We start from the raw sequence: 16,699 nt of genomic DNA on the forward strand, positions 1-16,699 counted from the left end.
CTCGCCGTATCGTGGTGGCATGCACGGTGACGCCGACCTCGCCAGCCCGGCCCGACTGATGGGCGAGCCGGCCCGAGCCGCCATGCTCGTCGCCCTGCTCGACGGCCGATCCCTGCCGGCGAGCGAGCTGGCGGCCATCGCCGGGGTGAAGGCGCCGACCGCGAGCGCACACCTCGCCCAGCTGGTCGAGGGCGGCCTCGTCAGCGATCGGCGCATCGGCCGGCATCGCTACTTCACGATCGCGCGGGCCGAGGTCGCCGACGCCGTGGAGGCGCTGCAGCGGATCGCGCCGCGACAGCCCGTCACCTCGTACCGGCAGTCGGCCACCGCCGAGCGACTCGCCGAGGCGCGGTCGTGCTACGACCACCTCGCGGGCCGTGTCGCACTCCGGCTCGCCGACGCATTGGTGGCCGAGGGGGCGATCGAGCCGCTGCGGCCCGGCGAGCCGGGACGACTCGGCCGGGTCGACGGCGAGCTCGGCGAGCGTCTCCGGCTGCGCGAGGTCGACGCGACCGGCGGCAGGCGTCCGGTGGTGCGCGGATGCCTCGACTGGACCGAACGTCGCGCGCACATCGCCGGCCGCCTCGGCGCCCACCTCCTCGGCACGCTGGTCGACGAGGGCTGGGTGTCCCGGGTTCCGGGAGACCGCTCGCTGCGCGTCACCGAGGTCGGACGCGAGGCGTTCGCGGCACTCGGCTGAGCGCCGCCCGCCCTGCGGCGCCCACGCGAGCTCGTCAGATCGTGACGGGTCCGCGTCCGTGCGCGGGGGCGCCGTGCAGCTGCCGGTGCAACCGCTCCATGCGCGCATCGAGCTCGGCCGCCGTGTGTGCGGCATCCGTCAGCTCCTCCAGGAGCCCGGCCGGCACCCGCCGATCGTACTTGTAGTAGATCTTGTGCTCGAGGCTCGCCCAGAAGTCCATCGCGATCGTGCGGATCTGCACCTCGACCGCGACCGGGTGCGCGCCGGTCGAGAGGAAGACGGGCACCTCGACGATGAGGTGCAGGCTCTGGTAGCCGTTCTCCTTGGGTTCGGCGATGTAGTCCTTGGTCTTCAGCACCCGGATGTCGGGCTGGGCCGTGAGCAGCTCGGCCAGGCGGTAGGCGTCGGTGACGAAGCTCACGGTCACCCGCACGCCCGCGATGTCGGTGATGGTCTCGCGGATCGAGTCGAAGGTCGGCTCGACACCCTTGCGCTGCATCTTCGCGATCACGCTGTCGAGGCTCTTGAGCCGGCTGGAGATGTGCTCGATGGGGTTGTAGTCATGGTTCAGGCTGAACTCCTCGCGGAGGATCGACAGCTTGGTGATGACCTCGTCCATGCCGAACTTGTAGCGCAGCATGAAGCGCTCGGTCTCGTCGCGGAGGGCGCGCATCTCGTCGAGCGTGCGCCCGTCGATCGACTCCAGCGTGCGCTGGGCGCGCGCGGTGAGCATGTTGTGGGGCGCGTCGCCGCGCCTGGTCGCCGGGTTGCCGTCGAGCGGGGTCACGGGCGCCACGTTACGTGGGCAACCTCTGGATTCGCCATGACCGGCGGGGATTCCGCTGCGGGCGATCACTAGGCTCGGAGCAGTGTGAGGGTGGACGTGCCGCTGTTGCGGTGGTTGGGTCCTGATCATCGGTTGTCTGGCTCCTGGGCTCGCTGCCGCCCCCTTTGGGGTTGGCGAGCATGCTTATTGCCGACGACCGGTGTGAAGGACCGGCCGGCGTGACTTGATAGGAGCGTGGCTCTCGCCTCGACTGATAGGTGTCCGCCGACCGGCCCGACCTGTTCCTCTCGGGCATGAAAGGAGCCAACTCCCATGTTGGTCGTCGGCATAGATGTGCACAAGAAGTCCCACACCGCGGTCGCGGTGGATCAGGCCGGGGCGAAACTCGGTGAAGTCGTGGTGCCGGCCACGGACACCGGCCATCTGCAGTTGCTGGGCTGGGTGCGGCGGCGGTTCGGCCGGACCCCGGATCGGTGGGCGGTCGAGGATTGCCGGCACTTGACTGGTCGTCTCGAGCGTGCCTTGTTCGGTGCGGGTGATGCGGTGGTGCGGGTTCCACCGAAGCTGATGGCCGGCGCGCGTCGTCAGGTACGCACCCCGGGTAAGTCCGACCCGATCGACGCGCTGGCCGTCGTCAGGGCCGCACTGGCGAACCCGGATCTGCCGGTCGCACGGCTGGATGAACCGACTCGGGAGTTGAAGCTGCTGGTCGAACGGCGGGACCAGCTCGTCGGCGAGCGGACCCGGGAGGTGAACCGGATCCGCTGGCACCTGCACGCGATCGATCCTGCCCAGGACCCGGCGAAGTCCGCGTTCAATGCCGTTGCCATTCGGGCTGGGCTCCGACGGTGGCTCGACGATCAGGACGGGATCGATGCCGAGCTCGCCCGGATGGTTCTCGAGCACATCGATCGGCTCTGCCAGTTGATCCGTGAGCTCACTCGCCGGATCGAGTCGCTCGCGGTCGAACAAGCCCCGGCTGAACTCCTCGCCCTGCCCGGATGCGGCGCGTTGACCGCGGCGAAGATCCTCGCCGAAACGGCCGGCGCCGACCGGTTCCGATCCGAGGCATGCTTCGCGATGAACGCCGGCGTCGCACCCATCCCGGTCTGGTCCGGCAACACCGTCGGCCGGGTCCGACTCAACCGCGGCGGGAACCGGCAGTTGAATGCTGCACTGCACCGCATCGCGGTCACCCAGGTCCGCCTCGGCGGCCTCGGGAAGGCGTACTACGACCACCGACGTGCCAACGGCGACTCCTCAACCGAGGCCTACCGAGCCCTCAAACGCCGCCTCGCACGCGTGGTGTTCAACATCCTGACCCGACAAGAACAGCCCTCAGCGACTTGCATCCCGCACGCCGCTTGACATAGGAGATAAGCATGGCCGGCACCTGGACCACGGTGGCGCCCCGGATCCACCAGTGGCGGGGCGGGTCGTTCGACCTCTCGGCGGTGGTCGTCGAGGGCGACGACGGGCTGCTCCTCATCGACACGGGTGCCGAGCCCGCGGAGGCCGTCGAACTCGACGCCGACATCGGGTGGCGGTTCGACGGCGACGTGCGCTGGGTCGTGAACACGCACGCCCACTTCGACCACACGTTCGGCAACCAGGTGTTCGGCCCCGGATCGACGGCGGATGCCCCGGTCTACGGCCATGCCGCCATCGCCCGACATTTCGAGCGCTACGAGGGTCCGCGGCTCGCGGCCTGGCGCGTCGACCCGTCGCGAGAGCCCGATCGTCGATGGGAGGACCTGCGGCTCGTGCCGCCGACGCATCCGGTCGCGCGGGCGACGTGGCTCGACCTCGGCGGCATCTCGGTCGAGCTGCGGCCGCAGCCGCGTGCACACAGCGACACCGATCTCGTCGTCGTGGCGCCGGCGCAGCGGGTCTGGGTCGTCGGCGACCTCGTCGAGGAGTCGGGGCCGCCCATGTACGGCTCGGGATGCTTCCCGCTCGACTGGCCGGGAGTGCTCGACGCACTCGTCGCGGAACTGCGGCCCGGAGACCTCGTGATCCCCGGGCACGGGCGCGTCGTCGATCGCGAGTTCGTGGCGCGGCAGGCCGCCGACCTGCGCACGATCGCCGACCGCTTCGTCGCCGCGCACGACGCCGGACTGGGTGCCGACGAGGCGCTCGCCGCCCACGACGACTGGCCGGTGCCCGTCGAGGGGCTGGTCGGCGCGGTCGAGCGCGCGTACGCGGCGCTCGACGGCCTGGTCCTCGACGAGGGGAGCATCGACGATGCGTGACGAGGCGAATGGCGCGCTCGTCGAGGAGCTCGTCGAGGGCGCATCCGCGATGCCGCGTCGCGCTCAGCCGTCGGCGCCGCCGACGACCGTCCGCACCGCGCGGATCGCGAGGCCGAGGGCCTCGTCGAAGCGATGCGCCGGGGGAGCGCCGTAGCCGACGACCATGGCGGGCGGATGCCGCCACTCGGTGCCCTGCAGCCGGAACGATCGGAGCCCGGCCAGTCGCAGCCCGAGTCGTGCGGCCTCCTCGGTCACCTGTTCCTCGCTCGTGCCGGGTGGCAGTTCGAGGAGGCAGTGCAGGCCCGCACTGAGGCCCACGATGCGACAGCCGGGAAGGTCGTCCGCGACACGTTCCTCGAGCGACAGCCGCCGCGCCCGGTACTCGGCGCGGAGCCGGCGCACGTTGCGGTCGAGCTCGTGCGACTCGATGAACGCGCGCAGCGCGAGCTGGTTGAGCACGTCGACGGCGGCGCCGCTGCGGCGCCGTTCGGCGATGATCGCGGGCTGCAGCCGATCGGGCACGACCGCCCACGCGAGCCCGACCGCGGGAGCGAGGCTCTTCGACGCGGTGCCGGCATAGAGCACGTGCTCGGGCGACAGCGACTGCAGGGCGCCGATGGCGCGCCGGTCGTAGCGGAACTCGCCGTCGTAGTCGTCCTCGATGACGAGCGCACCGGTGCGCTCCGCCCAGCGCACGACCGCGACCCGTCTCGTCGAGGCGAGGGGAACGCCGGTCGGGAACTGGTGGGCCGCGGTGAGGAGGACCCCGCCGAGGTCGTCGCCGAGGTGCGCGGGGTCGGCGCCGTCGCCGTCCACCGGGAGCGGCACCGGCGTGAGGCCCGCGGCCCGGATGATGTCGCGATGCACCTCGTGCCCGACCTCCTCCACGGCGATGCGGCGTGCGCCGCCCGCGGCGAGTGCCCGGCAGGCGAGGCCGAGCAGTTCGCCGAACCCGTGCCCGACGAGCACCTGGTCGGCCGTGGCGACGACGCCGCGGGTGCGCCCGAGGTATTCGGCGAGGCTCGTGCGCAGTGCCATGGTGCCCGCGCTCGAGACGTAGCCGAGTTCCGCCGTGGTGGCATCCAGCGCCGCGCGCCGTGCCGCGGCCGCCCACGCCCGACGTGGGAAGCCGGATGCGTCGGGGATGCCGCCACGGAGATCGAGTCCGTTCGAACTCGGGTGTCGGGGGGGCTGGTGCGCCGGCACCGCCGCGCCGCCGTGTGCGCTGACCCACGTGCCCGCGCCCACGCGGGCCTCGAACCAGCCTTCCGCGGTCAGCTGCGCGTAGACGTCGGCGACGCTGTTGCGCGCCATCCCGAGGTCGGTCGCGAGCGTGCGGGTCGAGGGCAACCGGACGCCCGGGGTGAGCCGGCCGTCGCGCACTGCCGCGCGCAGTGCCTGCTCGAGCGAGGCGGCCTTGCGTCCGCGGTCGAGTTCGACATGGAGGTCGAGCCCCGGAATGGCCCATGATCCGCTCATGGGAATGGACTGTAGCAGTGGGCCGATCGGCTCCTACGGTGGAGCCATGACCATCACCGACTCCCTCGTCGACATCCCCGTCCGTCTCGACTTCGACCAGCTCGTGCCCCGGTTCTCCCGTGCGGTCGCGTCGCTCGACCAGGCGGCGACCGCCGAACTCGACCGGGCCGGCGTCCAACCGCCACTTCGCGAGCTCGTACGTCTCCGGGCGTCGCAGCTCAATGGATGCGCCTACTGCGTGGACATGCACTCCAAGGACGGGCGAGCGGCCGGGCTCACCGACCAGAAGCTGCACGCTGTCGCCATCTGGGAGGATTCCGCGCTGTTCACGACCGTGGAGCGCGCCGCCCTCGAGTTCACCGAGCAGGTGACGCGCCTCTCCGAGACCCACGTGCCCGAGGCGGTCGTCGATCGCGCCCGGGCCGAGCTCGGGGAGGAGCGGCTCGCGGCGCTCCTCACCCTCGTCGTCGCCATCAACGTGTGGAACACCATCGGGGTCACGGCACGCTGCTGGAGCGTGCACCGCGACGCCGCCTGACGTCAATCCCGCGCGACGGGCCGGCGCGGCTGCGAGGATGCCGCCATGACGGATGCCGCAACACCACGCCAGGTCCTGCAACTCCGCGTCGTCGTCGAGGCGACCGACTACGACGAGGCGGTCGCGTTCTTCCGCGACACGCTCGGGCTCCCCGAGTACCTCGCGTTCGCCGAAGGACACGAGGAGCGCGTCGTGATCCTCGACGCCGGCCGAGCGACCCTCGAGATCGCCAACCCGGCGCACAAACGCGCCATCGACCGTGTCGAGGCCGGCGGTGCCGAGAGCCCGCACATCCGCCTCGCGTTCGAGGTGACCGACACCGAAGGCATCACCCGTCGGCTGCAGGCGGCGGGAGGCCGCGTCGTCGCCGAACCCGTGGTCACGCCGTGGCAGTCGCTCAACTCGCGCCTCGACGCACCCGCCGGCGTGCAGATCACGCTCTTCCAGGAGCTGCTCGAGGGCGGCGAGCGTGCCGTGCTCGACGGATTCAACACCGACGACGAGCGCGGTACGGCCGAATCCACTGGGTGAACCCGGCTCGCGGTCGGGGAGACCGACCGATTCAGACAGCGGCGACGTAGCGCCAGCGACCCGCGTCGCGCACGAACCGGCTCACCTCGTGCAACTGACCCCGCTCGCCGTCGTGGCGGTAGTGCGCCGTGAACTCGACGACGCCCTCGCGATCGAGCGGGCCGCCGCGTTCGCGGCGGAGGATGTCGAGCCGGTACCAGCGCAGCGCCGGGTCCAGGTCGAGCTCGGCGGGTCTGGTCGACGGATGCCACGTGGCGAGCAGGTACTCGGCGTCGCCGACCGCGAAGGCCGAGAAGCGCGACCTCATGAGCTGCTCGGCGGTCGGGGCATCCGCCGCGCCGCCGAGGAACCGACCGCAGCACGCACCGAACGTCTCGCCGCTGAGGCAGGGGCACCGGTCGCCGGGGGAGCGCGCGAGGGAGTCGGATGAGGGCTGCGGCATACCTCCCAGTATCGGTGTCCGAGGCTCGGCACGGTCATGGTCTGCACAGAGGAAACTGAGGAACCTTGCAGGTTTCGGGTGCAGGGTTGCTCGGGTGCGCTTCGGCTCGGGAGGCGCGCAAACCCCCGACCCCGCCCGAGCGCGACTCCTCTATGCGAAACCAGACACGTATCTCCCACGCCCCCGCAACCGACAACCCGAACCCGAACCCGAACCCCCGCTCCGCGCCCGACGCATCCACCGGCTCCCGCCGCGAGATCCGCCGCCGTCGGGTCGGCCGCCGTCGCCTCGTCGTCGCCGGCGCCATCGCCGCGGCCGGCCTCGCCGTCGGCACCGGCTTCAGCCTGCAGGGCGCAGCCGAGACGCAAGCGCGCATCGCCGCCACCCAGGCGCTGAACTACACCGGCGCGCTGCACGGCGAGCAGGTCGGCGCCTACGAGACCATCGCCGCGGCCCGTATCCTCGACAACGCCGAGGACACGATCACGGTCGCGAACGCAACCCTCGCGGCCGCGCAGGGCAAGGTCGACGCGTCGGGCCTCGCGGCATCCGTCGCGTCGCTCAGCGAGTACCGCAGCATCCCCGTCGACGAGGTGGCCGATCTCACCAGGGCCACGAAGACGGAGGCGGAGAAGACCGCCGCCGCCGCCGCGGCCTGGGATCAGGCGCAGGCCGAGGCCGCCGCTGCAGCCGCAGCCGCCGCCGCGGCGGAGCAGGCGGCGGTCAACACGCCCGACGGCGCACGCGCGTTCGCGCGCGACCTCGCCGCGTCGCAGTACGGCTGGGGCGCCGACCAGTTCCAGTGCCTGAACAACCTCTGGCAGAAGGAATCCGGCTGGTCGTACACCGCCTACAACGCATCCAGCGGCGCCACCGGCATCCCGCAGTCGCTGCCCGGGAGCAAGATGGCCACCGCCGGAGCCGACTGGCAGACGAACGCCCGCACCCAGATCACCTGGGGCCTCGGCTACATCAAGAGCGCGTACGGCACGCCGTGCAGCGCGTGGTCGCACTCGCAGGCGGTCAACTGGTATTGATCCGCTGACGTGATGCGGGCCGGGGTCGACGACCCCGGCCCGCATTCGCGTCAATCGGTGACGATGAGCGGGGTCATGGCGGCGAGCTCGTCGCCGAGGCCCAGGTCGACGAGCTCGACGCGGCCGGCGTAGTCGGCGGCCGGGCGCCGGAGCAGCCCGGCCTTCACCGCACCGAACGTCACCGTAAGTGTGGCGCGAAGCACCGTGGGGTCGGGCACCGTGCCGTCGTCGGGATGGATGCCGCTCGGCAGGTCGACCGCGACGACAGGTGTGCCGCGTCGCTCGACGATCGGGATCGCCGCCGCGACGAGGTCGCGTGCCGTCCCGCGAAGCGCTGGCGAACTGCTCGTGCCGGTGCCGAGGATGCCGTCGACGAGCACGGCGGCCGACTCGAACGCCGCGCGCGCGGCATCCGCATCGCCCCATGCGACGAACCGAACGCCGGCGTCGAACGCGGCGTGGCGCCCGTCGGCGTGCATCCGCTCGGAGGTCGCGATCACGATCACCTCGACGCCCTCACGGGCGAGCTCGGCGCCCGCGAACAGTGCGTCGCCGCCGTTGTCGCCCGAGCCCACGAGCACGACCACCGGACCCTTCGGCGAGCGGGCGTCGGCCAGGACGGCTCGCAGCGCCGCGGCCAGTTCCGCGGCCGCTCGCCGCATGAGCGGTTCGCCCGCCGCGAGGTGCGGCGCTTCGGCCGCACGGACCTGGGCCGCCGAGTACCCCGCGACCATGGGCTCAGACCGTTCTCGGGTCGAGGAGGCCGGCGCGGTCGGGATGGCGGCCGAACCAGTCGCCGACGTACCAGCAGCTCGGAACGATGTGCCGCCCGCCGGTCGCCTGGACGTCGTCGACGGCGAACTCGACCAGTTCGCCCGCGAGTCCGCTGCCGCGGTAGGGCGGGTTGGTGAACGCGCGCGTGAACGCGACGGAGTCGCCCAGCTCCCGATAGTCGAGGACGCTCGCGATGTCTCCGTTCACGCGCAGCACGTAGCGGCGGGCATCGGGTTCGTGGGTCAGTTCCTTCTGCACCCTCTCAGGCTACGCCGCGCGCCGGACCTGCTCGGCAGGGTTGCGCGCCGCAGCGCGTAGGGACTAACGGCCGCGCAGGCGCTCCAGATCGCGACGCTCGCGCTTCGTCGGCCGGCCCGCCCCGCGGTCGCGTACGGGCACGACCGGCACCGACTCGCGAGGCGGCGGCGCAGGCGTGCGATCCTCGAGCGCGGCGGCGGCGAGGGTCGCGGACACGCGCTTCACGAGGGTCTGGCGCACCACCAGCATCCGGTCGAAGCCGTCGACGCGCACCCTCACCTCGTCTCCCGGCCGCACGGGCTGCGCCGCCTTCGCGCGCTCGCCGTTCACGCGCACGTGACCCGCCCGGCACGCTGCCGTCGCGGCCGAGCGCGTCTTGAACTGGCGCACGGCCCACAGCCACGCGTCGACGCGCACGGGGGAGTCGGAGGGCATGCAGCCAGCCTACGACCGCGCGAGCGCCCACCAGATGAGCAGCATGGTGACCAGGAATCCGACCCCGTAGTTCATCGCGATGAACCGGCGCCAGCCGCGGTTGGCGCTGCCCGACTCGGCATCGGAGACCGACCGGTACGGCCACGCCGCAAGCAGGTAGGGCACCACGAGCACCGCCGCGAGCGGACCCGGCCACTCGGTGGCGAGCATCAGCAACCCGGCCGCCGTCCAGAGCCCGAGGGCGATGCGCACGGTGGCACGAGCGCCCAGCGCCGTGGCGATCGAGGCGATGCCGGCCTCGCGGTCGGGCACCACGTCCTGCACCGCGCCGAACGCGTGGCTCGCCATGCCCCAGCAGAAGAAGGCCGCCAGCAGCGCGAGGAGCTGCGGCGTCCATTCCGCGCCGGCCACGGCGAGCCCGTACACCGCAGGGCTCACGAAGTGCGTGCTCGACGTCAGCGAGTCGAGCACGGGCCGCTCCTTGAACCGGAGCCCGGGCACCGAGTAGGCGAACACGGCGAAGAGGCTGATCGCGAGCACGAGCCACGACCACGGATGCCCCGTGCCGCCGAGCCAGAGCATGGCCACGATGAGTGGGGCCGCCGTGACGATGCCCGACCACACGACCGTGCGATGCAGCCCGGGTTCGAGGAGGGCGCCCTCGGACCCGCCCTTGCGGGGGTTGCGCAGGTCGGACTCGTAGTCGAACACGTCGTTCACGCCGTACATGAGGAGGTTGTACGGAATGAGGAAGAACAGCGTGCCCACGACGAACAGCGCGTCGACGACGCCCGTCGTGAGCACGTAGGCCGCCGCGAACGGGAACGCCGTGTTGATCCAGCTGATCGGCCGCGAGGAGAGCAGTACCTGCGCGACGGTGTGCATGGACCACTGGCTCACGGTCTCAGTCTTCATCATCGCCTCCCCGTTCCGCCTCGCCACCCCGGGACGCACGGTGCCGCGCGATCGTCCACACCGCCGGCACGAGCAGCACGGCGACGATCGGGTAGGCGAAGTCCTCGATGGGCGCGAGCCCGACGGCCGGGCCGAGCCGGGTGCCGTCGGCATAGCCGAAGAGTCCCGCGGCGATCATCACGTTGTCGAACACCGCGGTGAGCAGGAGCAGCGCGATGGCGGCGATCGCCGTCGCCCGCCAGCGCCCGCGGCGGCTCCGCGGTGGCAGCGTGCGGGTTGCGACGACGGCGAGGACGACGCCGATCGCGAGGAACGGCACGGAGATCAGTGCGTACGTCACGTGCCCTCCCTCGCGCGGAGGAGCCGTTCGGTGCCGAGCACGGACACGAGCGCGAGATAGCAGAGGAACACGAGGAAGACGGGTTCCTCGATCGGCAGTTCGGGCGCGATGACGACCCCCGTCGCCCACGGGGAGTCGCCGCGGAAGAACACCCCGAACCCGATGCCCACCACGTCCCAGAGGAGCAGGAGGGCGGCGCCGGCTCCCACGGCGACGGCTGCGGCCGCAGGCGAACGCCAGAACGCGAGCCGCCACCGGAAGTCGATGAGCGCCACGGCACCGAGCGAGACGAGGAGCGCGGCGAGGTAGGCGAACCCGATCATCCCGCGTTCCGGTCGAGCGGCACCGGCCGTGCCAGGCCGACGGGCTCGGGCAACGGACTGCTCGACCGGTCGCCGCGGACTCGCTTGAGCACGTTCTCGGCGCTGATGAGGCACATCGGCAGGCCGATGCCCGGCACGCTCGACCCACCCGCGTAGAGCAGGCCACGCACGCGTCGGGAGCGGTTCGACCCGCGCAGGAACGCGCTCTGCCGCAGCGTGTGCGCCGGCCCGAGCGCCCCGCCCCGCCAGGAGTTCAGGTCGTCGGCGAAGTCGGCCGGTCCCACCGTGCGTCGCACCACGATGCGCTCGGCGAGGCCCGGCGTGCCGGTCGCCTCGGCGATGCGCGCGACGGCGCGGTCGGCGGCGGCCTCGACGAGTCGGTCGCCCTCGCCGTCCTCGCCGCCCCGGCCGATGGCGGTGTCGGCCGGCACGGGCACGAGGATGAACAGGTTCGTGTCGCCTGCAGGTGCGACGGTCGGATCGGTCGCGCTCGGCTTGCAGACGTAGAACGACGCCGGATCGGGGATGCGAGGATCGGCGCCGAAGATGCGCTCGAAGTTCTGCGTCCAGTCCTCGGTGAAGAACAGCGTGTGGTGCGCGAGTCCGGGGATCTCGCCGCGCACGCCGAGCATCGCGAGCACAGCGCCGGGACCCGACGTCCGCCGGTCCCACCAACGCTCGGGATACGTGCGCGCCCGCGGTGGCAGCAGCTCCGTCTCGGTGTGATGCAGGTCGGCCGCCGACACGACGCGGTGCGCGGTCACACGGTGCTCGGTGCCCGCGGCATCGCGGTAGCGCACGCCGGTCACCGAGGGCGAGGGCTCGTCGGTCAGCTCGATCGCCTCGACGCGGGCGTTCACGATGAGGTCGACGCCCGCCGCCTCGGCGATCTCGGCGATGCGCGAGATGAGCACGCCGAACCCGCCCTGCGGGTAGAGCACGCCCTGCTCGAGGTCCATGTGGCTCATGAGGTGGTACATCGCCGGTGTGGCCGACGGCGAGGAGCCGAGGAAGACGGCCGGATAGCCGAGCACCTGGCGGAGCCGGCGATCGCGCACCGAGCGTGCGGCGAACCGGTCGAGGGGCGTGGTCAGCAGTCGCGCGAGCCGGCCGGCGCTGCCGAGCACCTCGGGCGCCGCGAACGACCACGGGTCGTCGAAGTTCGTGTACAGGAACCGGCGTCGAGCGACGTCGTAGGTGGATGCCGCGGAGTCGAGGTAGCGTTCGAGCGCCGCGCCCGCACCGGGCTCGATCGACTCGAAGAGCGCAACGTTCTCGGCACGCGACGCGCGCAGGTCGATCGGCTCGTCGTACCCGTCGGCGTACACGCGGTAGCCGGGTTCGAGCGTGACGAGGTCCAATTCCGCGTCGGCGCTGCTGCCGAAGAGGCGGAAGAAGTGGTCGAACACCTCGGGCATGAGGTACCACGAGGGCCCGGTGTCGAACCGGAACCCGCGCCGTTCCCACGTGCCGGCGCGTCCGCCGAGCGTCGGCAGCGCCTCGAGCAGGGTGACCCGGTGGCCATCCCGCGCAAGGAGCGCTGCCGACGCCAGCCCGGCGATCCCCCCGCCGATGACGACGATGCGTTCCCCCGACATCGCCGTCATCGGGTCCCCCCGCCGGCCGTGATCGCGGATCGGACCGCGATCACGAGTTTCTCCCCGTCGGGCACGCGGATGCGCGTCGCGATGAGCCGCTCGGCCGGCGTCGCACGGCAGCGTGCGGCGAGCTTGGCGAACAGGCCGTGCGCGGCGGCCACGGCGGTGCGTGCTCGCCGTGGGAGTTCCCGGATGCTCCGACCGGCGATCTCGAGGTCGCGGTCGATGTCGTCGAGGATGCGCGCCTTGTCGGCCTCGGTGAACGCGTCGGGGTCGAGCCACGGGAAGTAGTTGCGGCCGAGCTCGTGCCAGTCCACGGCCAGGTCCCGCAGGAAGTTGATCTTCTGGAACGCGGCGCCGAGGTGCACGGCGCCCTCCTCGAGCCGGGCTCGCCGCGCGGCATCCGCCGGCTGGTCCATGAGGAACACCGCGAGGCACATGAGCCCGACGACCTCGGCCGAACCGTGAATGTACGGGCCGACCTCGTCGACCCGGAGGGGCGACGCGTCGAGGTCGCGATGCATCGACGCGAAGAACGGACGCGTGAGACGTTCGTCGATGCCGGCCTCGCGAGCCGTCTTCGCGAAGGCGTGCACGACGAGATTGGCCGAATAGCCGCGTCGCATCGCCGTCTCGGTCTCCGTCTCGAGACCGTCGAGCACGGAACGCAGCTCGCCGTCTCCGAGGCCGGCGGCCTGTGCGCTGCCGTCGACGATCTCGTCGGCGACGCGCACGAGCGCGTAGATCGAGCGGATGCGTCGGCGCGTCGCCGGGTCGAGGAGTCTGGCTGCTGCGCCGAACGAGGTGGAATACCGTCCGATCACCACGGCAGCGCTCGCCTCGGCGGCGGCGTCGTACCGAGCGAGCGCGGCGTCGCCGGCGTCGGGGCCCACCCGAACCGACGGGCTCATCGGGCACGCTCCGCCGCGCGCTGGGCGAGCTCGCCGAGCTCGGCCTTGAGCGCAGCAGGGAGGTCGGCCGTGTCGAGCTCGAGCCGGGCGAGGGTGGCGTGCTCGTCGGCGAGTCGCCGGGCCGCCTCGAGGGCACCGCACTCGCGGAGCGCGACGCGCATCAGATGGGCGGCACCGTCGTCGAGGTCGGGATCGCCGAGCCGCGCCGAGATGTCGGGCCACGCGTCGGTCGTCGCGGCGTGCGCGGTGAGCGCGGTCTGCTTGCCTTCGCGCAGATCGGAGGCGACCGACTTGCCGGTGACGGCCGGGTCGCCGAAGACGCCGAGGATGTCGTCGGCGATCTGGAAGGCGACGCCCACGAGTCGTCCGAACCGCCCGAGGGCACCGACCGCCGCGTGGTCGGCGCCGGCGAGCACCGCACCGGCGGCGAGCGGGCACTCGAACGAGTAGACCGCGGTCTTCTGCTCGAGGGTGGCGAGCACGCGGTCGAGCCGTGGCGGCTCGGCGCCGCCCGCGTGCACGACGTCGGCCAACTCACCCGCGGCGGAGACGAACACCGCCCGGTCGAGGATCTCGAGGAGCGCGGCACGCCGGTCGGCGTCGATCGCGAGGGTCGCGATCTCCCGATGCGCCCGGCTCAGCGCGAGGTCGCCCGCGAGGATGGCGGCGGCCTCGCCCCAGGTCGCGGTGACGCGGTCGTCGGCGCCGTGGTCGCGGGCACGTCCGGCGAAGCGGGCCGCGACGTTCGGCTCGCCACGTCGCATGGTGTCGCGATCGATGACGTCGTCGTGGATGAGGAAGGCGGTGTGCAGCAGCTCGAACGAGACCGCGACCCGCGTGGCCGCCTCACGGTCGGCGCCGCCGAGTCCGAAGTACGCGGCGTTCACGAGCTGCGGCCTGATGCGCTTGCCGCCGGCGCTCTGCTGCTCGAGCGAGTCCCACAGCGCGGCGTAGTGCGGGCCGAACTCGCCGGCGCGCACGCGGGCGTCGGCGAAGACGGCACGCAGCGCGTCGTCGATGGCGGTGTCGAGCACGTCAGTCACGGAACAGCTCCAACTGCCGGGCCTGCAGCACGAGCCATGGACTGAACGCCCACGGCGCGGCGTTCACCGCGCTGCCGAGTTCTGCCGGGTCGACCCACCGGTACTCGGCGACCTCCCGCGGGTTCGGGTCGGGCTCGTCGGCGGTACGTGCGACGTAGACGGGGCAGATCTCGTTCTCGACCGTGCCGTCGGCGTCGACGGCACGGTAGCGGAACAGCGGCAGCGCGAGCTCGACGTCGTGGAGCTCGAGGCCGAGCTCGAACTCCGCACGCCGTCGCACGGCCGCGAGCAGCGACTCGGCGGGCTTCGGATGGCCGCAGAACGAGTTCGTCCAGACGCCCGGCCAGGCCTGCTTGGTGAGGGCGCGGCGGGTCACGAGGATCTCGCCGAGCGCGTTCACGACGTGGCACGAGAAGGCGAGGTGCAGCGCGGTGTCGGGGCCGTGCGCGGCGCTCTTCGGGGCGCGCCCGATGGGCGTGCCGGACTCGTCGAGGAGCACGACCTCGTCTTCGACGGCCTCCATGGTCTGTGGCATCGCCCCTCCAGATGTCTCAAGTCGCTAACCGGGTTAGTGATTTGACGATAGCATCGGGGCATGCCCGAGGGAACAACCGAAAGTTCGAGAAGCGACGGGTACTGGTACGACCGTTCCGATCCCTCCTCGCTCGACGTCCTCGAGGCCGTGCGGCGCCATCGCGACGCCGAAGCCCTGATGCGGCGGCGCATGCGCGACGACATGGACATGGGCGACACCGACGTCGCCGCGCTCCGCTGGATCATCCGCGAGGAGCGCGCCGGCCGCTTCGCCACGAGCGCGGCGCTCGCCCGCGAGCTCGCCATCACCACGGCCGCGGCGACGAAGCTCGTGGGTCGGCTCGTGGCATCCGGATATCTCGCGCGTTCGCGGCATCCGACCGACCGTCGCCTCGTGCTGCTCACCCCGCTGCCCGGCGCGCACGAGCGACTGCGGCGAGCCCTCGGTCCGATGCACGACCGGATGCTCCAGCTCGCCGTCTCGCTCACGCCGACCGAGCGGGCCGCGGTCGTCGACTTCCTCGACCGCCTCGCCGAGATCGTCGTCGACACCGGCGACCGGGCGGGCAGCGGTCCGGCGTGACCTGCGCGTGCGTCATGCTGGAGTGATGAGCGGAACGAGCGGGGACGCGTGGGTCGAAGGGCCCGACGGCGCGCGGTACTGGGGCAGGTTCGGCGCCGCGGGACTGCTCGTGATCAGCCCCGCCGCCGAGGTCCTCCTGCAGCACCGCGCCGCCTGGAGCCACTTCGGCGGAACGTGGGGGATGCCCGGCGGAGCCCGGCACGAGCACGAGGACGCGGTGCAGGCCGCCGTACGCGAGGCCGCCGAGGAGGCGGGCGTGCCGGCCGGCCTCCTCGCCGTGCGCTTCACGTCCGTGCTCGACCTCGGGTACTGGTCCTACACCACGGTCGTCGCCGACGCGAGCGAGCGCTTCGTGCCCGTGGTGAGCGATCCCGAGAGCATCGAACTGCGCTGGGTGGCCTTCGACGACGTGCTCGAGCTGCCATTGCATCCCGGGTTCGCGGCGTCGTGGCCGGCACTCCGGTCGAGGATCTGATTCCGCGCGCCATCGACACACGACCGGGGGAGCCACGGCGGGATTCCCGGGGTGGATAGGATCGCATCGTGGCTGGGGAGAGCACGGGGGCGGTCGGTACGCGGGTCTGGACGATCCCGAACGTGCTCAGCATGCTCCGGCTCGCCCTGGTGCCGGTGTTCCTCGTGCTCATCGTGGTCGGCGCCTACGTCGCGGCCCTCGTCGTGCTCGTCGTCGCGAGCCTCTCGGATCTCCTCGACGGGTACCTCGCGAGGCGACTGAAGCAGGTGACCCGCCTCGGGCAGCTGCTCGATCCCGCGGCCGACCGGCTCTACATCTTCGCCGCGCTCGTGGGGCTCGCGGCCAATGGCCTGGTCCCGTGGTGGATCGTGATGGTGATCGTCGCCCGGGACGTCTTCCTCCTCGTCCTCGCGGTCGTGCTCGCGAACCACGGCTACGGGCCGCTCCCCGTGCACCTGCTGGGCAAGACCGCGACCTTCGCCCTGTTCTTCGGCGTGCCCGTGATCATGCTCGGCCTCGCCTTCCCGGCGACGCAGCCGGTGAGCGAACCGATCGGCTGGGCGATCACCCTGTGGGGCGCCTTCCTGTACTGGTGGGCGGGCGTGATCTATGCGATCGAGACGGCCCGTGTCATCCGGATCCCTCGTGCGGCGGACGACCCCCGATCCGATACGCTGGAGCCAGGAGGTTAGTCGTGGCGGATATGGACAACACCCGGCCCAACGGCGAAGACGAGGGCGAGCC

Annotated in this window: 22 protein-coding genes; 9 read left to right on the forward strand and 13 right to left on the reverse strand. The window is 72.0% G+C overall.

Going from position 1 to position 16,699, the window contains the following annotated elements:
• The first annotated feature begins 19 nt into the window (after window positions 1-19).
• Entirely contained in the window at window positions 20-700 is a 681-nt protein-coding gene (locus ACVFI9_RS09010) for an ArsR/SmtB family transcription factor (RefSeq protein WP_474765890.1), read from the forward strand.
• Window positions 701-734: 34 nt separating this feature from the next.
• On the opposite strand, the gene ACVFI9_RS09015 is transcribed toward ACVFI9_RS09010, so the two are convergent.
• On the reverse strand, window positions 735-1,373 hold the full coding sequence (locus tag ACVFI9_RS09015) for a GTP pyrophosphokinase (protein WP_474766212.1): 639 nt from the start codon (window positions 1,371-1,373) through the stop codon (window positions 735-737).
• A 426-nt stretch (window positions 1,374-1,799) separates the two neighbouring features.
• Between ACVFI9_RS09015 and ACVFI9_RS09020 the strand changes: the two genes are divergently transcribed.
• Together ACVFI9_RS09020 and ACVFI9_RS09025 are read left to right on the forward strand one after the other, a co-directional pair.
• Window positions 1,800-2,855 (forward strand): IS110 family RNA-guided transposase, encoded by a 1,056-nt coding sequence (locus ACVFI9_RS09020; protein ID WP_474765892.1) that lies wholly within the window; start codon window positions 1,800-1,802, stop codon window positions 2,853-2,855.
• 14 nt (window positions 2,856-2,869) lie between these two features.
• Window positions 2,870-3,739 carry an MBL fold metallo-hydrolase gene (locus tag ACVFI9_RS09025; protein WP_474765894.1) on the forward strand — a complete coding sequence of 290 codons (870 nt, stop codon included), beginning with the start codon at window positions 2,870-2,872 and terminating at the stop codon, window positions 3,737-3,739.
• A 63-nt stretch (window positions 3,740-3,802) separates the two neighbouring features.
• Here the strand turns inward: ACVFI9_RS09025 and pdxR are convergent, their stop codons facing one another.
• On the reverse strand, window positions 3,803-5,218 hold the full coding sequence (gene pdxR / locus ACVFI9_RS09030) for a MocR-like pyridoxine biosynthesis transcription factor PdxR (protein WP_474765896.1): 1,416 nt from the start codon (window positions 5,216-5,218) through the stop codon (window positions 3,803-3,805).
• 46 nt (window positions 5,219-5,264) lie between these two features.
• Between pdxR and ACVFI9_RS09035 the strand changes: the two genes are divergently transcribed.
• Window positions 5,265-5,756 (forward strand): carboxymuconolactone decarboxylase family protein, encoded by a 492-nt coding sequence (locus ACVFI9_RS09035; RefSeq protein ID WP_474765897.1) that lies wholly within the window; start codon window positions 5,265-5,267, stop codon window positions 5,754-5,756.
• 45 nt (window positions 5,757-5,801) lie between these two features.
• Window positions 5,802-6,287, forward strand: coding sequence for a VOC family protein (locus ACVFI9_RS09040; RefSeq protein WP_474765899.1), 486 nt, complete (start codon window positions 5,802-5,804; stop codon window positions 6,285-6,287).
• A gap of 31 nt (window positions 6,288-6,318) precedes the next feature.
• Here ACVFI9_RS09040 and ACVFI9_RS09045 read toward each other — a convergent pair whose 3' ends face one another.
• A complete protein-coding gene (locus ACVFI9_RS09045; RefSeq protein WP_474765901.1) occupies window positions 6,319-6,729 on the reverse strand; it encodes a YchJ family protein in 411 nt (136 codons plus the stop codon).
• 152 nt (window positions 6,730-6,881) lie between these two features.
• Between ACVFI9_RS09045 and ACVFI9_RS09050 the strand changes: the two genes are divergently transcribed.
• Window positions 6,882-7,766: an aggregation-promoting factor C-terminal-like domain-containing protein gene (locus ACVFI9_RS09050; protein ID WP_474765903.1), complete on the forward strand. Its 885-nt coding sequence runs from the start codon at window positions 6,882-6,884 to the stop codon at window positions 7,764-7,766.
• Window positions 7,767-7,816: 50 nt separating this feature from the next.
• On the opposite strand, the gene ACVFI9_RS09055 is transcribed toward ACVFI9_RS09050, so the two are convergent.
• From ACVFI9_RS09055 to idi, 10 genes are all read right to left on the reverse strand, one after another.
• Entirely contained in the window at window positions 7,817-8,500 is a 684-nt protein-coding gene (locus tag ACVFI9_RS09055) for an NAD(P)H-hydrate epimerase (RefSeq protein WP_474765905.1), read from the reverse strand.
• Window positions 8,501-8,504: 4 nt separating this feature from the next.
• Window positions 8,505-8,798: a GNAT family N-acetyltransferase gene (locus tag ACVFI9_RS09060; RefSeq protein ID WP_474765906.1), complete on the reverse strand. Its 294-nt coding sequence runs from the start codon at window positions 8,796-8,798 to the stop codon at window positions 8,505-8,507.
• Between the two features lie 63 nt (window positions 8,799-8,861).
• Window positions 8,862-9,233 carry an RNA-binding S4 domain-containing protein gene (locus ACVFI9_RS09065; protein ID WP_474765907.1) on the reverse strand — a complete coding sequence of 124 codons (372 nt, stop codon included), beginning with the start codon at window positions 9,231-9,233 and terminating at the stop codon, window positions 8,862-8,864.
• A 9-nt stretch (window positions 9,234-9,242) separates the two neighbouring features.
• A complete protein-coding gene (locus tag ACVFI9_RS09070) occupies window positions 9,243-10,148 on the reverse strand; it encodes a prenyltransferase (RefSeq protein WP_474765908.1) in 906 nt (301 codons plus the stop codon).
• Window positions 10,138-10,488, reverse strand: a complete 351-nt coding sequence (locus ACVFI9_RS09075) for a lycopene cyclase domain-containing protein (RefSeq protein ID WP_474765909.1) — start codon at window positions 10,486-10,488, stop codon at window positions 10,138-10,140. Before ACVFI9_RS09075 ends, ACVFI9_RS09070 begins: the two co-directional genes overlap by 11 nt.
• The gene (locus ACVFI9_RS09080; protein WP_474765911.1) at window positions 10,485-10,811 is read right to left on the reverse strand and encodes a lycopene cyclase domain-containing protein; all 327 of its coding nucleotides are present in this window, start codon (window positions 10,809-10,811) and stop codon (window positions 10,485-10,487) included. The genes ACVFI9_RS09075 and ACVFI9_RS09080 overlap by 4 nt, the downstream gene beginning before the upstream one ends.
• On the reverse strand, window positions 10,808-12,409 hold the full coding sequence (crtI, locus tag ACVFI9_RS09085; RefSeq protein ID WP_474765912.1) for a phytoene desaturase family protein: 1,602 nt from the start codon (window positions 12,407-12,409) through the stop codon (window positions 10,808-10,810). Before crtI ends, ACVFI9_RS09080 begins: the two co-directional genes overlap by 4 nt.
• A 5-nt stretch (window positions 12,410-12,414) precedes the next feature.
• Window positions 12,415-13,320, reverse strand: coding sequence for a phytoene/squalene synthase family protein (locus ACVFI9_RS09090; RefSeq protein ID WP_474765914.1), 906 nt, complete (start codon window positions 13,318-13,320; stop codon window positions 12,415-12,417).
• Window positions 13,317-14,363 (reverse strand): polyprenyl synthetase family protein, encoded by a 1,047-nt coding sequence (locus ACVFI9_RS09095; RefSeq protein WP_474765915.1) that lies wholly within the window; start codon window positions 14,361-14,363, stop codon window positions 13,317-13,319. Before ACVFI9_RS09095 ends, ACVFI9_RS09090 begins: the two co-directional genes overlap by 4 nt.
• Window positions 14,356-14,898, reverse strand: a complete 543-nt coding sequence (gene idi / locus ACVFI9_RS09100) for an isopentenyl-diphosphate Delta-isomerase (RefSeq protein ID WP_474765916.1) — start codon at window positions 14,896-14,898, stop codon at window positions 14,356-14,358. The genes ACVFI9_RS09095 and idi overlap by 8 nt, the downstream gene beginning before the upstream one ends.
• 60 nt (window positions 14,899-14,958) lie before the next feature.
• On the opposite strand from idi, the gene ACVFI9_RS09105 reads away from it, so the two are divergent.
• The 3 genes from ACVFI9_RS09105 (at window position 14,959) to ACVFI9_RS09115 (ending at window position 16,647) form a co-directional block, all read left to right on the forward strand.
• Window positions 14,959-15,480, forward strand: coding sequence for a MarR family winged helix-turn-helix transcriptional regulator (locus ACVFI9_RS09105; protein WP_474765918.1), 522 nt, complete (start codon window positions 14,959-14,961; stop codon window positions 15,478-15,480).
• A gap of 25 nt (window positions 15,481-15,505) precedes the next feature.
• Entirely contained in the window at window positions 15,506-15,955 is a 450-nt protein-coding gene (locus tag ACVFI9_RS09110; protein WP_474765920.1) for an NUDIX domain-containing protein, read from the forward strand.
• A gap of 68 nt (window positions 15,956-16,023) precedes the next feature.
• Entirely contained in the window at window positions 16,024-16,647 is a 624-nt protein-coding gene (locus tag ACVFI9_RS09115) for a CDP-alcohol phosphatidyltransferase family protein (RefSeq protein ID WP_474765922.1), read from the forward strand.
• Window positions 16,648-16,699: the final 52 nt, after the last annotated feature.

Source organism: Agromyces sp. NSFZ, from assembly GCF_056156205.1.

Excerpts from the sequence above, each read along its gene's own strand:
- ACVFI9_RS09010 (WP_474765890.1), top strand. The coding sequence starts at position 20 with ATGCACGGTGACGCCGACCTCGCCAGCCCGGCCCGACTGATGGGCGAG.
- ACVFI9_RS09015 (WP_474766212.1), bottom strand. The coding sequence starts at position 1,373 with ATGCGCGCCCTCCGCGACGAGACCGAGCGCTTCATGCTGCGCTACAAG.
- ACVFI9_RS09020 (WP_474765892.1), top strand. The coding sequence starts at position 1,800 with ATGTTGGTCGTCGGCATAGATGTGCACAAGAAGTCCCACACCGCGGTC.
- ACVFI9_RS09025 (WP_474765894.1), top strand. The coding sequence starts at position 2,870 with ATGGCCGGCACCTGGACCACGGTGGCGCCCCGGATCCACCAGTGGCGG.
- pdxR (WP_474765896.1), bottom strand. The coding sequence starts at position 5,218 with ATGAGCGGATCATGGGCCATTCCGGGGCTCGACCTCCATGTCGAACTC.
- ACVFI9_RS09035 (WP_474765897.1), top strand. The coding sequence starts at position 5,265 with ATGACCATCACCGACTCCCTCGTCGACATCCCCGTCCGTCTCGACTTC.
- ACVFI9_RS09040 (WP_474765899.1), top strand. The coding sequence starts at position 5,802 with ATGACGGATGCCGCAACACCACGCCAGGTCCTGCAACTCCGCGTCGTC.
- ACVFI9_RS09045 (WP_474765901.1), bottom strand. The coding sequence starts at position 6,729 with ATGCCGCAGCCCTCATCCGACTCCCTCGCGCGCTCCCCCGGCGACCGG.
- ACVFI9_RS09050 (WP_474765903.1), top strand. The coding sequence starts at position 6,882 with ATGCGAAACCAGACACGTATCTCCCACGCCCCCGCAACCGACAACCCG.
- ACVFI9_RS09055 (WP_474765905.1), bottom strand. The coding sequence starts at position 8,500 with ATGGTCGCGGGGTACTCGGCGGCCCAGGTCCGTGCGGCCGAAGCGCCG.
- ACVFI9_RS09065 (WP_474765907.1), bottom strand. The coding sequence starts at position 9,233 with ATGCCCTCCGACTCCCCCGTGCGCGTCGACGCGTGGCTGTGGGCCGTG.
- ACVFI9_RS09070 (WP_474765908.1), bottom strand. The coding sequence starts at position 10,148 with ATGAAGACTGAGACCGTGAGCCAGTGGTCCATGCACACCGTCGCGCAG.
- ACVFI9_RS09080 (WP_474765911.1), bottom strand. The coding sequence starts at position 10,811 with ATGATCGGGTTCGCCTACCTCGCCGCGCTCCTCGTCTCGCTCGGTGCC.
- crtI (WP_474765912.1), bottom strand. The coding sequence starts at position 12,409 with ATGTCGGGGGAACGCATCGTCGTCATCGGCGGGGGGATCGCCGGGCTG.
- ACVFI9_RS09090 (WP_474765914.1), bottom strand. The coding sequence starts at position 13,320 with ATGAGCCCGTCGGTTCGGGTGGGCCCCGACGCCGGCGACGCCGCGCTC.
- idi (WP_474765916.1), bottom strand. The coding sequence starts at position 14,898 with ATGCCACAGACCATGGAGGCCGTCGAAGACGAGGTCGTGCTCCTCGAC.
- ACVFI9_RS09105 (WP_474765918.1), top strand. The coding sequence starts at position 14,959 with ATGCCCGAGGGAACAACCGAAAGTTCGAGAAGCGACGGGTACTGGTAC.
- ACVFI9_RS09110 (WP_474765920.1), top strand. The coding sequence starts at position 15,506 with ATGAGCGGAACGAGCGGGGACGCGTGGGTCGAAGGGCCCGACGGCGCG.